Here is a 16,026-nt window from a genome sequence, read left to right as displayed (position 1 = left end):
GTCAACGACGCCTCCTCAGCCACTTCGCTCCCCACCGGAACACCACCGCACAGCCGCTCCGGCCCGCCCCCTGCCCCTTCCGCCTCCGCCGGCCGCCCCCAGGGGCCGGTGGCGCCCGGACCCGGTCCGGCAGTCCGCCGGAACGCGTCGGAATCCGTCGGAGCGGACCGCACATGCCCGCGCCGTCCGCTCGCACTCCTGGTCGGCGTCATGACCGGTGCGGTCGTCCACGCCACCCCTGCCGTGCCGGAGGGGGCGAGGTGACGGGGTGTCCACGCGATCGGCCGGCTTCGGGCGTCTCGCGCCGACGGGCGCCGACGGGTTCCGCGCGGCCGTTCCGGGACGCGGTGCGCGCCTCGCCGCGGACGGTGTGCCCGGGGCTCGTGATCGCGGCCGCCCGTACCCTGGTGGGCGTGGCCGGCGGCGGCGAGGGTCCGGGTGCGGTGGCCGCCCGGCTCACCGGGCGGCCGGTTTCCGGTGAGCGCGTGCGGTCGGGCGGGTTGGCCGAGGTGACGCTCGCGGGCGGTCCCGTGGTCATGGTCAAGCGCGGGGACGGCCTCGAAGCGGTGCGGGCCGAGGTGGCCGGGCTGCGCTGGCTGGCCGCCGCCCGAGCGGTACCGGTGCCGGAGGTGCTCGGGCACGACGAGCGGTGGATGGTGACCGAGCTGGTCCCCACCGGACGGCCGGACGCCGAGGCGGCGACGCGTTTCGGGCGGGCGCTGGCGGCTCTGCACGCGGCCGGCGCGCCGGCTTTCGGTGCCGCTCCGCCGGACGGTCCACGCGACGCCTGGATCGGTCTCGCCCCGATGCGCAACGAGTCCGGCACGGACTGGCCGCACTGGTACGCCGAGCACCGGGTGCTGCCGTATCTGCGCGAAGCCGTCGACCTGGGGGCGCTGCGGCCGGGCGAGGCCGTCGTGATCGAGCGGGTCTGTGAGCGGCTGCCGGAGCTCGCGGGGCCGCCCGAGCCGCCCGCCCGGCTGCACGGCGACCTGTGGAGCGGCAATGTCCTGTGGGGCGCCGACGGCAGGGTCCGGCTGATCGACCCGGCCGCGCACGGCGGGCACCGCGAGACCGACCTCGCGATGCTCCGCCTCTTCGGCTGCCCGCATCTGGACCGGATCGTGGAGAGCTATCAGGAGGCGGCTCCGCTGTCCGACGGCTGGGCCGGGCGAATCGGCCTGCACCAGCTGTTCCCGCTGCTGGTACATGCCGTGCTCTTCGGACGGAGCTATGCCGAACAGGCTTTGACGACATCCCGGAATTTCGCGGACATGTGACACCGTCATGCGCCGTACGGGAATGTGAAATCGGCCACGTACAAGAGCGATTCGCCGGTTCTCCCTTAACAAGCTCTTAATTCGGGCTGAGATTACGCAGAGTAAGGAAACCAACCACGCGTTCGAATCGTATAAGTGCATGGAAGAACGAAACAGGGAGAGACCATGCAACCGTTCGCGCTCAACTACGCACGCCCCGCAGTGCAGTTGGACGTCACCACTCCGTACGCGTATGACTCCGGACTGCAGTTGAACGTTCTCCACGATGGCCGGATCGCAGCCACCGATCACGCAACGCTCAGAGCCCTGGGGACCACGACCTCCACGGCGGGCTCCAAGACGCACTTCGACGACTGATCGCGGATCTTCACGATGACCGTGCTCATCCTGACCAGTGACGAGGACGTGACGGCGGACATGGTGGTCCTCCGGCTGCACGAGGCCCACGTGCCCGTCGTCCGCCTGGATCCTGCCGATCTGACCAGTGGTGTGGCCCTGTCGGGCGAGTATGTGCAGGGCGTCAGCCGCGGACATCTGTCCGTGAACGGGCGCCTGGTGAGCATGGACGGCCTGCGCTCCATATGGCTGCGCAGGCCGGGGGCCGCGGCCGCCCGGGCGGCACAGCCGTCCAGCTGGCTCACCGAGGAGTCCGAGCAGGCGCTGTACGGCATGCTGCGCGGGACCGAGGCGCGCTGGATGAACCATCCGGACGCGGCCCGCCGGGCCCGCCACAAGCCGTGGCAACTGCGGCTGGCGCAGCGCAGCGGGCTCGCCGTGCCCGCCACGCTGATCACCACGTTTCCGCAGGCGGCCCGGGAGTTCGCCGAGCGGTTCCCGGACCTCGTGGTCAAGCCGGTGTCGGGCGCGCATCCGCAGGAGCCCCCGCGGGCGGTGCCGACCAGCCGGGTGGCGCCGGACACCGACTTCGCGGCGGTGGCGTTCGGCCCGACGCTGTTGCAGCGGCGGGTCGCCAAGCGGGCCGACATCCGGCTGACGGTGGTCGGCGAGCGGCTGCTGGGCGCTCGTAAGCCGGTGAGCCCGGACGCCCACCCCGACGACGTGGACGTCCGGTTCGCGCCGTCGGACTCTCCCTGGCGGGAGACCGAGGTGCCGCCACGAGTCGCCGAGGCCGTCCGCACGTACATGAAGGACGCCGAGCTGGCTTACGGGGCCTTCGACTTCGCGGAGGACGCGGACGGCATCTGGTGGTTCCTGGAGTGCAACCAGTCGGGCCAGTTCGGGTTCGTGGAGATGGACACCGGCCAGCCGATCGCCGAGGCCATCGCCGGATGGCTGGCGCACGGCACCGACCGGTGCCGGTCGTACGCCGGCGGGGGGCGGAGTGCGACGCCTTGACGGGTTGGGCGACGATGTGGAGCCGGGTACGGAGAAAGGAACGGGAGATGCGCATCGCACTGCTGGGGACGGGGCCCTGGGCGCGGGCGGCGTACGCCCCCGCGCTGGCGGGGCACGGTTCGCTGGACTTCGTCGGGGTGTGGGGCCGCCGCCCCGAGGCCGCCGCGGAACTGGCCGGGGAGTACGGCGTCCGGGCCTACGACGACGTGGACGCGCTGTTCGGTGACGTGGAAGCGGTGGCCGTGGCGCTGCCGCCGGTCGTCCAGGCGGAACTGGCGGTGCGGGCCGCGGCGGCCGGCCGGCATCTGCTGCTGGACAAGCCGCTCGCGCTCGGCGTCGCCGAGGGGCGGGCGGTGGCGGAGGCGGCCGAGCGGGCCGGGATCGCCTCCGTGGTGTTCTTCACCACCCGGTTCCAGCAGGAGCCGGAGGCGTGGATCGGCGAACAGGCCGCCACGCAGGGATGGTTCACGGGCCGGGCGCACTGGCTGGGTTCCGTGTTCACCGGGGAGAGCCCGTTCGCCGACTCGCCATGGCGGCGGGAGAAGGGCGCGCTGTGGGACGTGGGTCCGCACGCCCTGTCCGTGCTGCTGCCGGTCCTGGGCGACGTCCGGCGGGTGGCGGCTGCGGTGCACGGCCCCGCGGACACCGTCCATCTCGTCCTCGACCACGCCGGCGGGGCGTCCAGCACGGTGACGCTCAGCCTCACCGCGCCCCCGGCGGCGGCCGGGGCCGATGTGGAGCTGCGGGGCGAGGCCGGGGTCACGCTCCTTCCGAGGAGTACGGAAGGAGCGGTCCCGGCGCTGACCCGGGCCGCCGACGCCCTGCTCACGGCCGCGCGCACGGGCCGGGCGCACGCGTGCGACGCGGCCTTCGGGCTACGGGTCACCGAGATCCTCGCGGAGGCGGAGACCTTGCTCGGCAAGGACGTCGCCCGGTCGGCCGCCCGACTGCTCGGCTAGTCCCCGTCGAACGGCTCGTCACTCCATCTGAACCAGGCCCGGTCCCCCTCGATGTGCAGCAGGAACTCGGGGACCGGGCCGTCCGGCGAGATCAGGGACACCTGGCGGCTGATCCGGTCCTGCACCTCTTCCCAGGCCTCCCAGTCCTCCTCCTGCGCCAGGACCAGCTCCCTGGCGAACAGGTCCCGGACGCCCGCGAAGCCGGGACCGGGGGCGAAGGTGCCGTGCAGCCAGGGGAAGTCGGCCTCGTCGACGACGATCTCGCCGATGGGCTCCAGCCCGCCGCGCACCTGCCACACGTCACCCTCGAACCCCATACCGGCTCCTCCCGTCAGCTGTCGATCACCGCGCTGTCAGCATGTCACCCGGCACTGACAGCGCCCGCCCAGAAGTTCACCCGCTCCCGGACGACCGGGTATCCGGCCCTGGCGAAGTGCGCGGCCATGGGCACGTTGCCCTGGTCGGTGGCGGCGGCGATGAACTCGGCGCCCTGTTCGACGAGGAAGTGCGTGCACTCCACGAGCAGGTCGTAGGCGTACCCGTGCCCGCGCTGCTCGGGCAGGACGCCGATGAACCCGACACAGGGCCCCGCCGGATTGTGCCCTGGGATGTGGATGCCGACCGGCTCGCCGTCGCGGGTACGGCCGATCTGCCACCACTCGCGGGGCGAGGGCATCCAGTGGAAGAAGTCCATCTCCTCCTGGGCCGCCTGGTCCACTCCGCCCTTCTCGATGGCGCGGCGGGCACGGGCGTCCAGGGTGTCGGAGTGGATGCGGCGCAGGGCGTCGAAGAACACCCGGTCGTCGGGTTCGGCGGTGAAGACGAGGCGGCCGGGCCGTTCGGGCAGGCCGCACCCGGGGGTCCAGCGGTAGTTGTAACGCTCCACCAGCAGTTCGAAGCCCGCTTTCCGGGCGGCTGTGAAGCGGGTCTCGGCGGCGGCGCGCAGGGCGGGGACGTCGCGCCAGCCGGTCGGCAGGTCGAGTTCGAGTTCCTCCACCTGCCAGGGCGCGCCGCGCAGCAGCTCGGCGCCGGCCTCTTCCTCGCCCTCGGCCACGTCGAGCCAGTTGATCACCAGGGGTTCGGTGGCATCGGGCGCACCCCACCAGGCGGCCCGGGCGACCACACGTCCGTCGCGCAGGGCGACCCGCTGCCACTCGGGACGGAACCGGGTGCGCTGGTGCTTCTCCCGCAGGCGCAGCGGGTCGGGCAGGGTGTCGAAGAGGTGGGCGGAGCTGTCGTCGAGCGTACGGATGACCGGATCGGTCACGGATTCCTCCGGGATGCGTGCTACGGGGAGCGCTCCCGGGTCAGCTCTGACCTGTCACGCCCGGGAAACGGGGAGGGAGCGCGGGATGGGTGTGATGTGCATCGCACTCGCCTCCTTCCGTCCGGTCTCGGGCGTGCACGCACACGCTAGGGGCCCCGGCACCGAGGCGTCCACCGCTTTTCCCGCGCGGCTTTCCAAGATCGAGACGTGTCGGCTGACCGAACACGGGCGTAGCTTGGGGGTGTGACTTCGGTGCGCGGCTGGTCGTCGCGTGGCTACCGGGACGGTCGTGGCTGGTTGCAGGGTGCGCCGCCGCCACGCTGGGTCCGGGTGCTGCCCGTCGCACTGCTCGCGGTCGTGACGGCGGCGACGCTGATCAGCCCCGACGGCCACGACTTCGGCTTCCTGCTCGGGGCGATCCCGCCGCTGGCCGTCCTCTCCTACGGCCCGCTGGCGACGGCCGTGCTCAGCTGCCTGGTGGTGCTCCTGCTCAACGTGCCCGCCACCCACCTGAACCATCCCGGCGACACCGACCTCCTCACGGTCACGTTCGTGGCGCTGCTGAGTGTCTTCGTGTCCTACGTGCGCAGTCACCGGGACGCCCAGCTGCTCACCGAGCGGGCGGTGGGCGAGGCGGTGCAGCGAGCGGTGCTGCCGCCGCTGCCGGAGCGGGTCGGCGCGGTGGGGTGCGCGGGGCTGTACCGGGCCGCGCAGCACGGCACGCTGGTCGGCGGGGACTTCTTCGACGTGCGCGACGGCCCGTACGGGGTCCGGGCGGTGATGGGGGACGTCCGGGGACACGGGCTGGCCGCCGTCGCCACGGTGGTGTCGCTGCTGGGGGCTTTCCGGGAGGCGGTCCTCGATCTGGAGGACCTGGAGTCGGTGGCGGCGCGGATGGACCGCAGGCTGACGGTGGACTCGGCCGACATCCCGAACACCGAGCTGTTCGCCACGGCCCTGCTGATGGAGTTCTCCGCCGATCTGCGGTCGGTGCGGATCGTGGCCTGCGGTCATCCGGCGCCCGTGCTGCTGCGGGACGGCCGGGCCCAGGAGCTGGCCGTCGCGTCCGGGGCCCCGCTGGGTCTCGGGCTGGTGGGGGCGGATCCGGCGAAGGAGGTCACAGTGGAGCTGGGGTCGCGTGACCGGCTGTTCCTCGCCTCGGACGGGGTCTGGGAGGCGCGCGACGGGGCCGGGGACTTCTATCCGCTCCCCGAGCGGCTCGCCGGGTTCGCCGGGGTGGACGCGGCGGCGCTCACCGAACTGGTGTGGGCGGACCTGGCCCGGCACTACGAGGTGCGTGACGACGCCACCATGCTCGTCCTGGCACCGGCCATCGGCTGAGCTACCGGCACCGCCGCCGGCCGACCGATCAGCCCACCTCCCACAGGAAGCGGTGGGTGTGGATGCCGAAGTACGGGAAGGGCCGTACCTCGCGTACCCCCTCGATCGGCCGGACCACGTCGTTGACGAAGTCGAGGAGGTCCTTCGGACCGGGCGTGACCACCTCGGCGAACAGGTCGAAGCCGCCCGAGGTGAACACCGAGTACACCACCTCGGGGTGCCCGGCGAGCGCGTCGGCGACCGCCCTGGGATCGCCGTCCACGCCGATGCCGAGCAGGGCCATCGCCTGGCCGCCCATGGCCATCGGGTCGGTGACGCCGACGACCTGCACGGTCCGGGAGTCCAGCAGGCGCTGCAGCCGCTGCCGGGCCGCCGAGGCGGAGAGGCCGACCTTCGGGCCCAGGTCGGCGTAGGCGATACGGCCGTCGGCCTGGAGCTCGCGCAGGATGGCCCGGTCGATGTCGTCCATGTGCACGCGTTCCCTCCCGTTCCTCGGATCCTCAGCCGGCCAGTTCGAGCAGGGCGGCGCCGAACACCGCGGTGTGGGTGTCGACGTCCTGCTCGGTGGTGTCGGGGCACATCAGAGCCATGTTGTGGAACGGAGTGAGGAGAATGCCCCGGTTGGCGAGGTAGAGGTGCAGGAAGTCCTCCAGCTCGGGGTCGGCGGCGGCCTCGGACTCGGTGCCCGTGCGCGGGGCCGGGGAGCTGAAGCGGTACTCGGTGCGGGCACCGAGGCGGCTGACCGACCAGGGCAGGCCGTACGCCTCGACGGCGTCCCGGACGCCGGTCTCGAACCGTGCCGAGAGCCGTGCCATGCGGTCGAAGGCCGCGTCGGTGAGCACGTGCTCCAAAGTGGCCCGGGTCGCCGCCACCGAGAGCGCGTTGCCGGCGAGGGTGCCGCCGACCCCGCCCATGTCCACCAGGTCCAGGTCGTCGCGGGCGAGGAGCCGCTCGGCGAGGTCGGCGGAGAGGCCGTAGGCGCCGGCCGGGATGCCGCCGCCGATGGCCTTGCCGATGGTCAGCAGGTCCGGCTCCAGATTCCAGGCGGCGGTGCAGCCGCCGGGGCCCGCCGAGAAGGTGTGCGTCTCGTCGTTGATCAGCAGCGTGCCGTACTGCCGGGTGAGGGCGCGCACGCCGTCCAGGTAGCCGGGTTCGGGCAGCACGATGCCGATGTTGGTGAGGGCTGGTTCCATGAGGACGGCCGCGACGTCGCCATGGGCGAGTTCGCGCTCCAGCTGGTCCAGGTCGTTGAACTCGGCCACCCGGCTGGTCAGGGTGACGTCGCAGGGCGCGCCCACGTTCCCGGGGCGGGGTGCTCCCTTGCCGTCGGGGCCGACGACGATGAGGGACTCGTCGACGCTGCCGTGGTAGCTGTAGCTGTTCACCAGGATCTTCGGGCGCCCGGTGACGGCGCGGGCGAGCCGGATCGCCCACCGGTTGGCGTCCGTCGCGGTGAGCGAGAAGCTCCAGCGGGCGAGTCCGAAGCGGCGGGTCAGCTCGGCGCCGACCCACTCCGCGTCCTCCGTCGGCAGCATCGCGGTGGCCCCGCCCAGCTCGGCGAACCGGCGCTGCACCGCCTCGGTCACGGCGGCCGGCGAGTGACCTGCCATGGCGCCGGTGTCGCCGAGGCAGAAGTCGATGTACGTGTGCCCGTCGACGTCGGTGACCCGGGCGCCGCGCGCGGTCGCCAGGTACCGGGGGAAGGCTCCGGCGGTCTTGTTCATCCAGGTCATCGGGACCCGGCCGAAGAGGTGTCCGGCGCCGGCATATGCGGCTCGGGAGCGGGGGTTGCCCCGCTCGGCCTCGGCGCTCTCGCGGGCCAGGAGGGCGTGCAGTCGGGTGCGGTCCATGGAGTACCCCTGGTCGGGAGCGGAGGTGGCGGAATGACGGGAGCGTACGACCGATACCGCCCTCGCAGCAAGGGCTGACAAGTGAATCGATTGCCGTGACGACTGATTCGAGCGTCGATCGTGGTGCGGACACGTTACCGAAAGGCCGGCAGGAAGGTCGCGGGAAGTCCGCCGCTCCGCACAACACCCGTACCGGCGCACAGTGTTCGAACATCCGCCCTGAAACGCCAGGGTCCGCCACCCCTTCCGCCAGTTAGAAATATCTACCAGCATGCATATGCCGGGTTGTCGCGCGGACGCGCCGAATGCCTGGTGTCGGTCGTTCCCTGCGTCCGATACAGGTGAGCGGAGATATCCCGGAGCGGTGCATGACGAACACGATGTGGATGCAGGGCGTGGAATGGCTCGCGGCGGCCTCGGCGGACCCCCGGACGTGCAAGTGGGAGTGGGACCACGGGGAGGGCGTCTCCCTGCTGGAGGCGGGCCGCTTCTGGGATGTGCTGAGCGTGCCGGACCGGCTCGGTCTGCTCACGCTGGACCTGCTGTGGCGGCCGTCCCTGCCGGTGCCCGGACCGACCCTGGTGGACACCGCGGCGCGCCGGGTCGGGTTCTTCCTGCCGCCCGATCCGGCCGGCGGCTGGATCGGGGCCGGGCTGCGGTACACGGGCAAGGGGGCGTGGGTCGCCGTACCACCGCCGTACCGGCCCGCGCGGTTCCTGGAGTGGCTGGTGCCGCCCGACGGCAGTGGCGCGTTGCACGCACCGGCCACGCTGGAGCTGGCGCTGCGGGAGGCCAACGGCACACTGGCGGTGCTGCGGCCGGCGTGCGAGGAGCAGTGAGGTCGTCCCCGGACGTGCGCCGGGGCGTGCGAGTGGTTCCGTCCATGCCGGGGCAACGCCCGGGACGCGCCGGTGGTACGCGCGGCCCGGCGCGCTCACCGGGTCGGGTGAATCCTCCCCCGATCGGGCCCGCCCGTCCTACCGGGACCGCAGCGGCGTTCCGGCGGCCCGCGGCCGACAGGCGGCGTCGGGGGCGCGCTCGTATCCTGTGAACTCAGGGTTCCGACGTCCGACCCCACCGCACGTTCGCTCCCACGTGCTTGGAGTCAGCCCATGCCGTACAGGTCCGCCATGCCGCGCCGGGGGGCCGCGATCGCCGTCGTGCTGGGGACACTCACCGTGCCCCTCGGCACGGCGCCCGCCTCCGCACCGGCCGCGTTCGCCGCGCCCTCGCCCACCCCGTCCCCCTCCGGCAGCCCGGACGTCCGCGCCATGACCCCGGCGGTGGCCCGCCGACTCGACGCGGTCGTGCAGCACGTCATGCGTGAGGCGGACGTGCCCGGCGTGACCGTCGGTGTGTGGACGCCCGGGCAGAGCGACTACGTTCGCTCGTTCGGGGTCGCGAACAAGGCGACCGGGCAGCAGATGTCTCCCGACCTGTACATGCGGATCGGCAGCGAGACCAAGACGTTCACCGTGACGGCGGTGCTGCAACTCGTCGACCAGGGCAGGGTCAGCCTGGACGACCCCGTGGGCAAGTACTTCGACGGCGTACCCAACGGCGACCGGATCACCTTGCGGGACTTGGCCGGGATGCGCAGCGGACTGTTCAACTACTCCGAGGACGACGGCTTCTTCAAGGCGCTGACCTCGGATCCGCAGCGCGCCTTCGCCCCGCGGCAGTTGCTCGCCTACGCCTTCAGGCACCCGGTGATGTTCCAGCCCGGGGAGAAGTTCTACTACTCCAACACCAACCTGATCCTGCTCGGCCTGCTCGTCGAGAAGGAGAGCGGGCAGCGGCTCGGCGACTACATCGAACAGCACGTCACGAGGCCGGCAGGCATGAGCCACACCCTGTTCCCGACCGGGAACGAGTTCCCCGCCCCGCGCGCGCAGGGCTACACGGACCAGACGGCGACCGGGAAGGTCGAGGAGACCGCCGGCTGGAACCCGTCCTGGGGCTGGGCGGCCGGCGCGATGATCTCGAACCTGGACGACCTGCACACGTGGGCCCGCACCGTGGCCACGGGCGTCTTCCCCGACGGCACGACCATGGTCGGCCCCGCCGTCCAGAAGCAACGGCTGACCACGCCTTCGACCGGCGCCAAGGGCGCCGGGTACGGTCTCGGCATCTTCGACGTCCAGGGCTGGATCGGGCACAACGGCTCACTGCCGGGCTACGAGTCCCTGACCGTCTACCTGCCGTCGACGCGGACGACCGTCGTGGTGCTGCTCAACACCGACATCAGCTACCACGGCGACATCGAGCCCAGCACCCTGTTCGGTCAGGCGATCACCCGGATCATCTCCCCGGACCACGTCTTCGACCTGCCGGTGCCGGCCTCCGCCACACGGTGACGACACGGCCGCGCGGCCTCAACTCGCCATCGCCCCATGGCATTTCCGACACTTGACACAGAAGCGAACAGTCGCCGGGCGGATTCGAAGTGATGTAACGATTCACCGTGCGGGGCCGGTCAATGACGGTGTGTACTGTGCTGCGAGCGCCACATGGGAGGGCCCCGGGCTCCCCCCTGCCCACTGCTGCCCTACTCCCCCCTGGAAACCGATTCCATGATCGAATTACCGGAACTGGTGGCCGGTGGTCTCGCCGCCGGAACGCTCTCCGCGCTCGCCCTCGGCGGCGGCCTGCTCAGGTCCCGGCGCCGGCAGGCGGCTCTGACGGCCGAGGTGACGGAGTTGCGCGCCCAGCTGGAGGGCGCCGAGGGCGCGTTCATCACCGAGGTCGAGCATCTCGCGGCCCGCCGGATACCCGCGGCCGCGGCCCAGCTCGCCCACCCGCACCTGCGGGTGCCCGGACCCGCCAGGCAGCACACACCCGGGACTCCCACCGGGATCGCGCTGGAGTACGTGCTCACGGCGCTGCGCGAGGAGCTGACGGCACAGCGCACCCGGATCGACGCGGCCGCGCAGGCCGGTCTCCGGGGTGCCACCCGGGAGATCCAGGCCGCCCTTTACCGGCTGCAGGACGCCCTGCGGGGGCTTCAACAGCGTTACGACGAACCGGAGTTGGCCCAGACGCTGTTCGCGCTGGACCACGAGAACGAGCAGTCGCTGCGGCGGGCGCAGGTCGCGGCCGTGGTGTGCGGGGCCTGGGTGGGACTGGCCCGCGAGGAGTCCCACGTGGTGGACGCCGTCACCGGCGGCCAGGCCCGGCTCTCGGGCTACCACCGGGTCCAGGTTCACAACCACCTGGAGCCGGGCACCGCCCTGGTGTCCCACGCCGTCGAGCCGGTCGCCATCATCGTCGCCGAACTCCTCGACAACGCGCTGCGCCACTCGGCACCGGACACCGACGTCGTGGTCAATCTGGAGCACGTCCACCACGGGGTGTGCGTGACCGTCGACGACGCGGGCCTCGGCATGACACAGGACGAACGGGCGCGTGGCCAGCGGCTGGTGGCGGGCAGCGACCCGATCCTGCTGACCGACCTCGGCGACCCGCCGCGCATGGGTCTGGCCGCGATCGGCCAGCTCACCCGCCAGTTCGACCTGAGCGTCGACGTCTCCTCCCCCTCGCCCTACGGCGGGGTGCGCGCGGTGCTGCGGGTGGACACCCATCTGCTCTGCCGCATCGACCCGGGCGAACGGCCCCCGTCGGCCAGCGCCCCGCGCTCGACCCGGGAACGCGCCGCGCGCAGGGAGCCGGTGCGCGAGAGGGGCGGGCGGGGGACGGCAGTCCACGAGACGGCGATCCGCGAGACCCTCGCGCGTGAGAGGCCCACGCGTGAGACAGCCGTGCCCGAGGCACCCGTGCCAAAGATCGCGTCGGCCGGGTCCGCGGTGCCTGCCTCGTCGGTGCCCGAGGCGCCCTACCCGTCCGGGCCTGAGGCCGAGCACGAGCACGAGCGCGTCCCCGCCCCCGCCCCCGCCCCCGGCCGCGAGGAGCAGGGCGACCTGGGCGGTCTGCCGCAGCGGCGGCGTCGTACCTCCGCCGCCGCCCCCGGCGTGCCACGGCCGCAGCCGGCCGCGCGCGGCCCCGAGGAGGCGGCCGCCGCGCTCGCGGCCCTGCAGTACGGCACCGCGGCGGCGCGGGCCCCCAAGCGGGCGAGCACGCCCGAACCCCACCGGACCGACGACGAAGGAGGAGCGGCCAGATGACCAGCCGCGATGCGGGCGAGACGGCATGGGTGCTGGACCCCGTCCTGCAGGTGCCGCATGTACTGGCCGCCGTCCTGCTCACCCGGGACGGCCTCGCGACCGGCTACACCGACGGTCTGTCCCAGGCGAGTGCCGAGCGGGTGGCCGCGATCACCAGTACCGTGCAGGGCGCCTGCCGGGCCGCGGCGGCCGCGTTCGCGGACCGGGACCGGGCCGAGGTACGGCAGGTGGTCATCGAGTCGGACCACGGGTACGTGCTGATCGTGCCGACCGACCACGGCACCTGTGTGGCGGCCTACGGCGACCCGGAGGTGCGCCTGGACCTGCTGGCGCACCGGGTGCACTCACAGGTGGCCCGGCTGGGTGAGAAGGCGATGGCGGCCGCGCCCAGAGGCTCCGACGGCGGCGCGCCGGCATGACCGGCCGCGGTGGCGGCCGTCCCCTGGTCCCCGCGTATCTGTCGACCGGCGGGGTGGCCCGCCCCAGCCGTCCCCACCTGGAACGGCTGACGGTGCTCACCCGTGACGGGACACCCCTGCCCGCCGGTCTCCCGGCCGCCGAACTGGCCCTCCTGGAGCTGCTGTCCGGCGGAGCGCTGACGGTGGTGGAGGCGGCGGCACTGCTGCGGCTTCCGTTCTCCGCCGCGCGGGTGCTGGCCGCCGACCTGGCCGACCGGGACCTGGTCCAGGCCCGCCCGCCGATCCCGCCCGCCGAACGGTTCGACCCCGACCTGCTGAAGAGAGTGGCCGATGGCCTCCGCGCCCTCAAGCACCAGTGACCTGCCCCGCGCGGGCGGCACCCATCTCCCCGACGGCGCCCGCGATCTGGTGAAGATCCTGGTCGCCGGGCCGTTCGGGGTGGGCAAGACGACCCTGATCGACTCGGTGTCGGAGATCCGCCCGCTGCACACCGAGGAACATCTCACCGAGGCCTCCGTCCCTGTGGACGATCTCGACGGGGTGCGGGAGAAGGAGACGACCACCGTCGCCATCGACTTCGGGCGGATCAGTCTGGCCGGCGGGATCGTGCTGTACCTGTTCGGGACACCGGGGCAGGACCGGTTCCGGACCCTGTGGGACGACATCTCCTACGGGGCGCTGGGTGCCCTGGTCCTCGTGGACAGCCGCCGCATCGACGCCTCCTTCGACGTGCTCGGCCTGGTCGAGGAGGCGGGGCTGCCGTACGCGGTCGCCTTCAACACGTTTCCCGACGCGCCGAGCCACCACACGGGCGAACAGTTGCGCGCCGCCCTGGATCTGGAGCCGGGCACCCCGATGGTGACCTGTGACGCCCGGGACGGGCACTCCTCGGTCGACGCACTGCTCGCCCTTGTCCAGCACCTGATCGACGACCGGCCGGCGGAGGCCCGATGAGCGCGCAGCAGTCCTTCACCGTCTCGGGTCCGGTGCGGCTGTGGGAGGACGGCTTCGCCCGCAACCCGCACGGCTACTACGCGGCCCTGCGCGCCCAGGGCCCGGTGGGCTGGGCGGAGCTCGCGCCGGGCACCCCCGCGTACGTCGTCACCGAGCGGCGCGCCGCCCTCGACGTGCTGCGGGACGTCGAGACCTTCTCGCACGACCCGCGGGGCTGGGAGGCGACCGTCCCCGAGGACTCCCCGCTGCTCGGCATGATGCGCTGGCGGCCCAACGCCCTGTTCTCGGACGCCGACGCGCACATCCGCTACCGGACCACCCTCATCGACGTGTTCGACCTGATCGAGCCGCACGATCTGCGCCAGTTGGTGCACCGGGCGGTCCGGCTGCTGGTCGACCGGTTCGGGCCCAAGGGCGAGGCGGACCTCGTCACCGACTTCACGCGGCCGCTGATGGCCCTGGTGTTCAACAACCTCTTCGGGCTGCCGGACAGTCAGGGCGACCGGCTCAACGAGGGCCTCCTGAAGATGATGGAGGGCGGCGCGCAGGCCGCCGAGGGCGAGGCGGACTTCGTCGGGTACGTGCTGCGGCTGATCGCCGCCAAGGTCGAGGAGCGCGGCGAGGACCTGCCGAGCATGCTTCTGGACCATCCCGCCGGGCTGACCCCGGAGGAGGTCACCTGGCAGGTGTTCCTCACCCTGGGCGCCGGGTACGAGCCGACCACCAACCTCGTCTCCAACGCGCTCTCCCGGATCCTCGGCAACCCGCTCTACTACTCCACGCTCACCAGCGGCGCCCGCCCGGTCATGGACGCGGTGGTCGAGGTGCTGCACCACGAGACCCCGCTGGCCAACTACGGCATCTACTACGCCCGTCGGCCCCTCTCCTTCCACGGGGCGTGGGTCAGGCCGGCGATCCCGGTGGTGGTCTCCTTCGGTGCCATGGGGCTGTTCGCCGAGCGGGAGGTCACCAGCGGCCGGCGCGCCGGGGACGCCTCGCACCTGTCGTGGGGCGCGGGACCGCACGCCTGCCCGGTCCGCCACCACGCGCTGCTCATCGCGACCGAGGCGATCGAACAGCTCACCCTGTGGCTGCCCGACCTCGACCCGGTCCTGCCCCGCGAGAAGCTCAGCTGGCGGCCCGGCCCGTTCCACCGCTCGCTGACGTCGCTGCCCGTCCGGTTCAGCCCCCGCTCCCCCGACCAGCCTGGAGAGTCGTCGTGACCGTCACCGACCGCATCGCTCTCGACCCGTTCGGCTCCGACATCCCGGCGGAGAGCGCGCGGTTGCGCGCCCTCGGTCCCGTCGTGCCCGTCGAACTGCCCGGCGGCATACCCGCCTGGGCGCCCACCGGCTACGACGTCCTCAAGGAACTCATCCTCGATCCCCAGGTCAGCAAGGACCCGCGCAAGCACTGGCGGCTCTGGCCGGAGATCGGCGAACACCCCTCGTGGGGCTGGGTGCTGGGCTGGATCGGCGTGGTCAACATGCTCTCCGCGTACGGCTCCGACCACACCCGGCTGCGCAAGCTGGTGGCGCCGAGCTTCACGCACCGGAGGACCGAGGCGATGCGGCCGCGCGTCACGGCGATCGCCGCGGAGCTGCTCGACCAGGTGGCGGTCGCGGGTGCCGACGGCACGGTGGTGGATCTGCGGGCCTCACTGGCGCAGCCGCTGCCCATGCGGATGATCTGCGAACTGTTCGGCGTGCCCGACGAGATGCGCGACGACACCGGTGCGCTGATCGCGGCCATCATGGACACCTCCGACCCGACCCCCGAGCACGCGGCGTTCGTACAGGAGCGGATCGGCACGGTTCTCGGCGGTCTCATCGCGTACAAGGTGGAGCATCCGGGCGACGACATGACGACGGAGCTGATCCGGGTCCGCGACGAGGACGGTGACCGGCTCAGCGACGAGGAGCTGCTGTACACGCTGCTGCTGGTGATCGGCGCCGGTTTCGAGACCACGGTCAACCTGATCGGCAACGCGGTCGTGGCACTGCTGACGGATCCGGCCCAGCTGGCGGCGGTGCGCGCCGGGACGGTCGGCTGGGACGCGGTGATCGACGAGACGCTGCGGGCGCATCCGTCGATCGCCTCGCTGCCGCTGCGGTTCGCGGTGAGCGACCTGAAGGTCGGGGACGTCACCGTGCCGGCCGGGGACGCGATCATCACGACGTACGCGGCGGCGGGCCTGGACCCGGCACGCTACGGGCCGGACGCGGCCTCGTTCGACGCCGCACGGGGGGCCGACGACCATCTGGCGTTCGGGATCGGGGTGCACCGCTGCATCGGCGCGCCGCTCGCCCGGGCGGAGGCGCTGGCCGCGCTGCCCGCGCTGTTCGACCGGTTCCCGGGGCTGCGGCTCGCGGTCGGGGAGGACGAGCTGCGGCAGGTCCCGTCGTTCATCGCGTTCGGCTGGCAGGAGATCCCGGTGCGCCTGGAGGCGTGACGGCGGTCGCGGGGGCGGCGACCGGTC

Annotated in this window: 17 protein-coding genes; 13 read left to right on the top strand and 4 right to left on the bottom strand. The window is 72.6% G+C overall.

Annotated elements, in window-relative coordinates; genetic code table 11:
• Positions 1–443 precede the first annotated feature (443 nt).
• The 4 genes from OHB00_RS48610 (at position 444) to OHB00_RS48595 (ending at position 3,595) form a co-directional block, all read left to right on the top strand.
• Complete coding sequence (locus tag OHB00_RS48610) at positions 444–1,280, top strand: fructosamine kinase family protein (RefSeq protein WP_406446329.1); 837 nt, start codon at positions 444–446, stop codon at positions 1,278–1,280.
• Between the two features lie 165 nt (positions 1,281–1,445).
• Positions 1,446–1,637 (top strand): putative ATP-grasp-modified RiPP, encoded by a 192-nt coding sequence (gene tgmA / locus OHB00_RS48605; protein ID WP_089102565.1) that lies wholly within the window; start codon positions 1,446–1,448, stop codon positions 1,635–1,637.
• 15 nt (positions 1,638–1,652) lie between these two features.
• Positions 1,653–2,636, top strand: a complete 984-nt coding sequence (gene tgmB / locus OHB00_RS48600) for an ATP-grasp ribosomal peptide maturase (RefSeq protein ID WP_406445147.1) — start codon at positions 1,653–1,655, stop codon at positions 2,634–2,636.
• Positions 2,637–2,683: 47 nt separating this feature from the next.
• Positions 2,684–3,595 (top strand): Gfo/Idh/MocA family protein, encoded by a 912-nt coding sequence (locus OHB00_RS48595; RefSeq protein WP_406445146.1) that lies wholly within the window; start codon positions 2,684–2,686, stop codon positions 3,593–3,595.
• Here the strand turns inward: OHB00_RS48595 and OHB00_RS48590 are convergent.
• Both OHB00_RS48590 and OHB00_RS48585 read right to left on the bottom strand, forming a co-directional pair.
• The gene (locus OHB00_RS48590) at positions 3,592–3,912 is read right to left on the bottom strand and encodes a hypothetical protein (protein WP_406445144.1); all 321 of its coding nucleotides are present in this window, start codon (positions 3,910–3,912) and stop codon (positions 3,592–3,594) included. The genes OHB00_RS48595 and OHB00_RS48590 overlap by 4 nt on opposite strands.
• A gap of 44 nt (positions 3,913–3,956) precedes the next feature.
• Positions 3,957–4,862 carry a GNAT family N-acetyltransferase gene (locus OHB00_RS48585; protein ID WP_406445142.1) on the bottom strand — a complete coding sequence of 302 codons (906 nt, stop codon included), beginning with the start codon at positions 4,860–4,862 and terminating at the stop codon, positions 3,957–3,959.
• A 243-nt stretch (positions 4,863–5,105) separates the two neighbouring features.
• On the opposite strand from OHB00_RS48585, the gene OHB00_RS48580 reads away from it, so the two are divergent.
• Positions 5,106–6,203 (top strand): PP2C family protein-serine/threonine phosphatase, encoded by a 1,098-nt coding sequence (locus OHB00_RS48580; RefSeq protein ID WP_406445140.1) that lies wholly within the window; start codon positions 5,106–5,108, stop codon positions 6,201–6,203.
• 28 nt (positions 6,204–6,231) lie between these two features.
• Here OHB00_RS48580 and OHB00_RS48575 read toward each other — a convergent pair whose 3' ends face one another.
• On the bottom strand, positions 6,232–6,672 hold the full coding sequence (locus OHB00_RS48575; protein ID WP_403067493.1) for an Lrp/AsnC family transcriptional regulator: 441 nt from the start codon (positions 6,670–6,672) through the stop codon (positions 6,232–6,234).
• Positions 6,673–6,703: 31 nt separating this feature from the next.
• Complete coding sequence (locus OHB00_RS48570) at positions 6,704–8,053, bottom strand: transaminase (RefSeq protein WP_406445139.1); 1,350 nt, start codon at positions 8,051–8,053, stop codon at positions 6,704–6,706.
• Positions 8,054–8,421: 368 nt separating this feature from the next.
• Here OHB00_RS48570 and OHB00_RS48565 point away from each other — a divergent pair, with 368 nt between their 5' ends.
• From OHB00_RS48565 to OHB00_RS48530, 8 genes are all read left to right on the top strand, one after another.
• A complete protein-coding gene (locus tag OHB00_RS48565) occupies positions 8,422–8,892 on the top strand; it encodes a hypothetical protein (protein ID WP_406445137.1) in 471 nt (156 codons plus the stop codon).
• Between the two features lie 273 nt (positions 8,893–9,165).
• Positions 9,166–10,410, top strand: a complete 1,245-nt coding sequence (locus OHB00_RS48560) for a serine hydrolase domain-containing protein (protein ID WP_406445136.1) — start codon at positions 9,166–9,168, stop codon at positions 10,408–10,410.
• 216 nt (positions 10,411–10,626) lie between these two features.
• A complete protein-coding gene (locus OHB00_RS48555) occupies positions 10,627–12,174 on the top strand; it encodes an ATP-binding protein (RefSeq protein WP_406445134.1) in 1,548 nt (515 codons plus the stop codon).
• Positions 12,171–12,593: a roadblock/LC7 domain-containing protein gene (locus OHB00_RS48550; protein WP_406445132.1), complete on the top strand. Its 423-nt coding sequence runs from the start codon at positions 12,171–12,173 to the stop codon at positions 12,591–12,593. The genes OHB00_RS48555 and OHB00_RS48550 overlap by 4 nt, the downstream gene beginning before the upstream one ends.
• A complete protein-coding gene (locus OHB00_RS48545; protein ID WP_406445131.1) occupies positions 12,590–12,952 on the top strand; it encodes a DUF742 domain-containing protein in 363 nt (120 codons plus the stop codon). Before OHB00_RS48550 ends, OHB00_RS48545 begins: the two co-directional genes overlap by 4 nt.
• A complete protein-coding gene (locus OHB00_RS48540) occupies positions 12,924–13,547 on the top strand; it encodes a GTP-binding protein (RefSeq protein ID WP_406445129.1) in 624 nt (207 codons plus the stop codon). The genes OHB00_RS48545 and OHB00_RS48540 overlap by 29 nt, the downstream gene beginning before the upstream one ends.
• Positions 13,544–14,770, top strand: coding sequence for a cytochrome P450 (locus OHB00_RS48535; protein ID WP_406445127.1), 1,227 nt, complete (start codon positions 13,544–13,546; stop codon positions 14,768–14,770). Before OHB00_RS48540 ends, OHB00_RS48535 begins: the two co-directional genes overlap by 4 nt.
• Complete coding sequence (locus tag OHB00_RS48530) at positions 14,767–15,999, top strand: cytochrome P450 (protein ID WP_406445125.1); 1,233 nt, start codon at positions 14,767–14,769, stop codon at positions 15,997–15,999. The genes OHB00_RS48535 and OHB00_RS48530 overlap by 4 nt, the downstream gene beginning before the upstream one ends.
• The last annotated feature ends 27 nt before the right edge of the window (positions 16,000–16,026 follow it).

The organism is Streptomyces sp. NBC_00631, assembly GCF_045206895.1.
GTDB lineage: Bacteria > Actinomycetota > Actinomycetes > Streptomycetales > Streptomycetaceae > Streptomyces.
The sequence above is the reverse complement of the archived record's forward strand: the minus strand, read 5'-3'. Positions and strand labels throughout refer to the sequence as shown.

What these genes read in the sequence shown, in the direction of transcription:
- tgmA (WP_089102565.1), top strand. Translation starts at nt 1,446, where the DNA reads ATGCAACCGTTCGCGCTCAACTACGCACGCCCCGCAGTGCAGTTGGAC.
- tgmB (WP_406445147.1), top strand. Translation starts at nt 1,653, where the DNA reads ATGACCGTGCTCATCCTGACCAGTGACGAGGACGTGACGGCGGACATG.
- OHB00_RS48595 (WP_406445146.1), top strand. Translation starts at nt 2,684, where the DNA reads ATGCGCATCGCACTGCTGGGGACGGGGCCCTGGGCGCGGGCGGCGTAC.
- OHB00_RS48590 (WP_406445144.1), bottom strand. Translation starts at nt 3,912, where the DNA reads ATGGGGTTCGAGGGTGACGTGTGGCAGGTGCGCGGCGGGCTGGAGCCC.
- OHB00_RS48575 (WP_403067493.1), bottom strand. Translation starts at nt 6,672, where the DNA reads ATGGACGACATCGACCGGGCCATCCTGCGCGAGCTCCAGGCCGACGGC.
- OHB00_RS48570 (WP_406445139.1), bottom strand. Translation starts at nt 8,053, where the DNA reads ATGGACCGCACCCGACTGCACGCCCTCCTGGCCCGCGAGAGCGCCGAG.
- OHB00_RS48565 (WP_406445137.1), top strand. Translation starts at nt 8,422, where the DNA reads ATGACGAACACGATGTGGATGCAGGGCGTGGAATGGCTCGCGGCGGCC.
- OHB00_RS48560 (WP_406445136.1), top strand. Translation starts at nt 9,166, where the DNA reads ATGCCGTACAGGTCCGCCATGCCGCGCCGGGGGGCCGCGATCGCCGTC.
- OHB00_RS48555 (WP_406445134.1), top strand. Translation starts at nt 10,627, where the DNA reads ATGATCGAATTACCGGAACTGGTGGCCGGTGGTCTCGCCGCCGGAACG.
- OHB00_RS48550 (WP_406445132.1), top strand. Translation starts at nt 12,171, where the DNA reads ATGACCAGCCGCGATGCGGGCGAGACGGCATGGGTGCTGGACCCCGTC.
- OHB00_RS48545 (WP_406445131.1), top strand. Translation starts at nt 12,590, where the DNA reads ATGACCGGCCGCGGTGGCGGCCGTCCCCTGGTCCCCGCGTATCTGTCG.
- OHB00_RS48540 (WP_406445129.1), top strand. Translation starts at nt 12,924, where the DNA reads ATGGCCTCCGCGCCCTCAAGCACCAGTGACCTGCCCCGCGCGGGCGGC.
- OHB00_RS48535 (WP_406445127.1), top strand. Translation starts at nt 13,544, where the DNA reads ATGAGCGCGCAGCAGTCCTTCACCGTCTCGGGTCCGGTGCGGCTGTGG.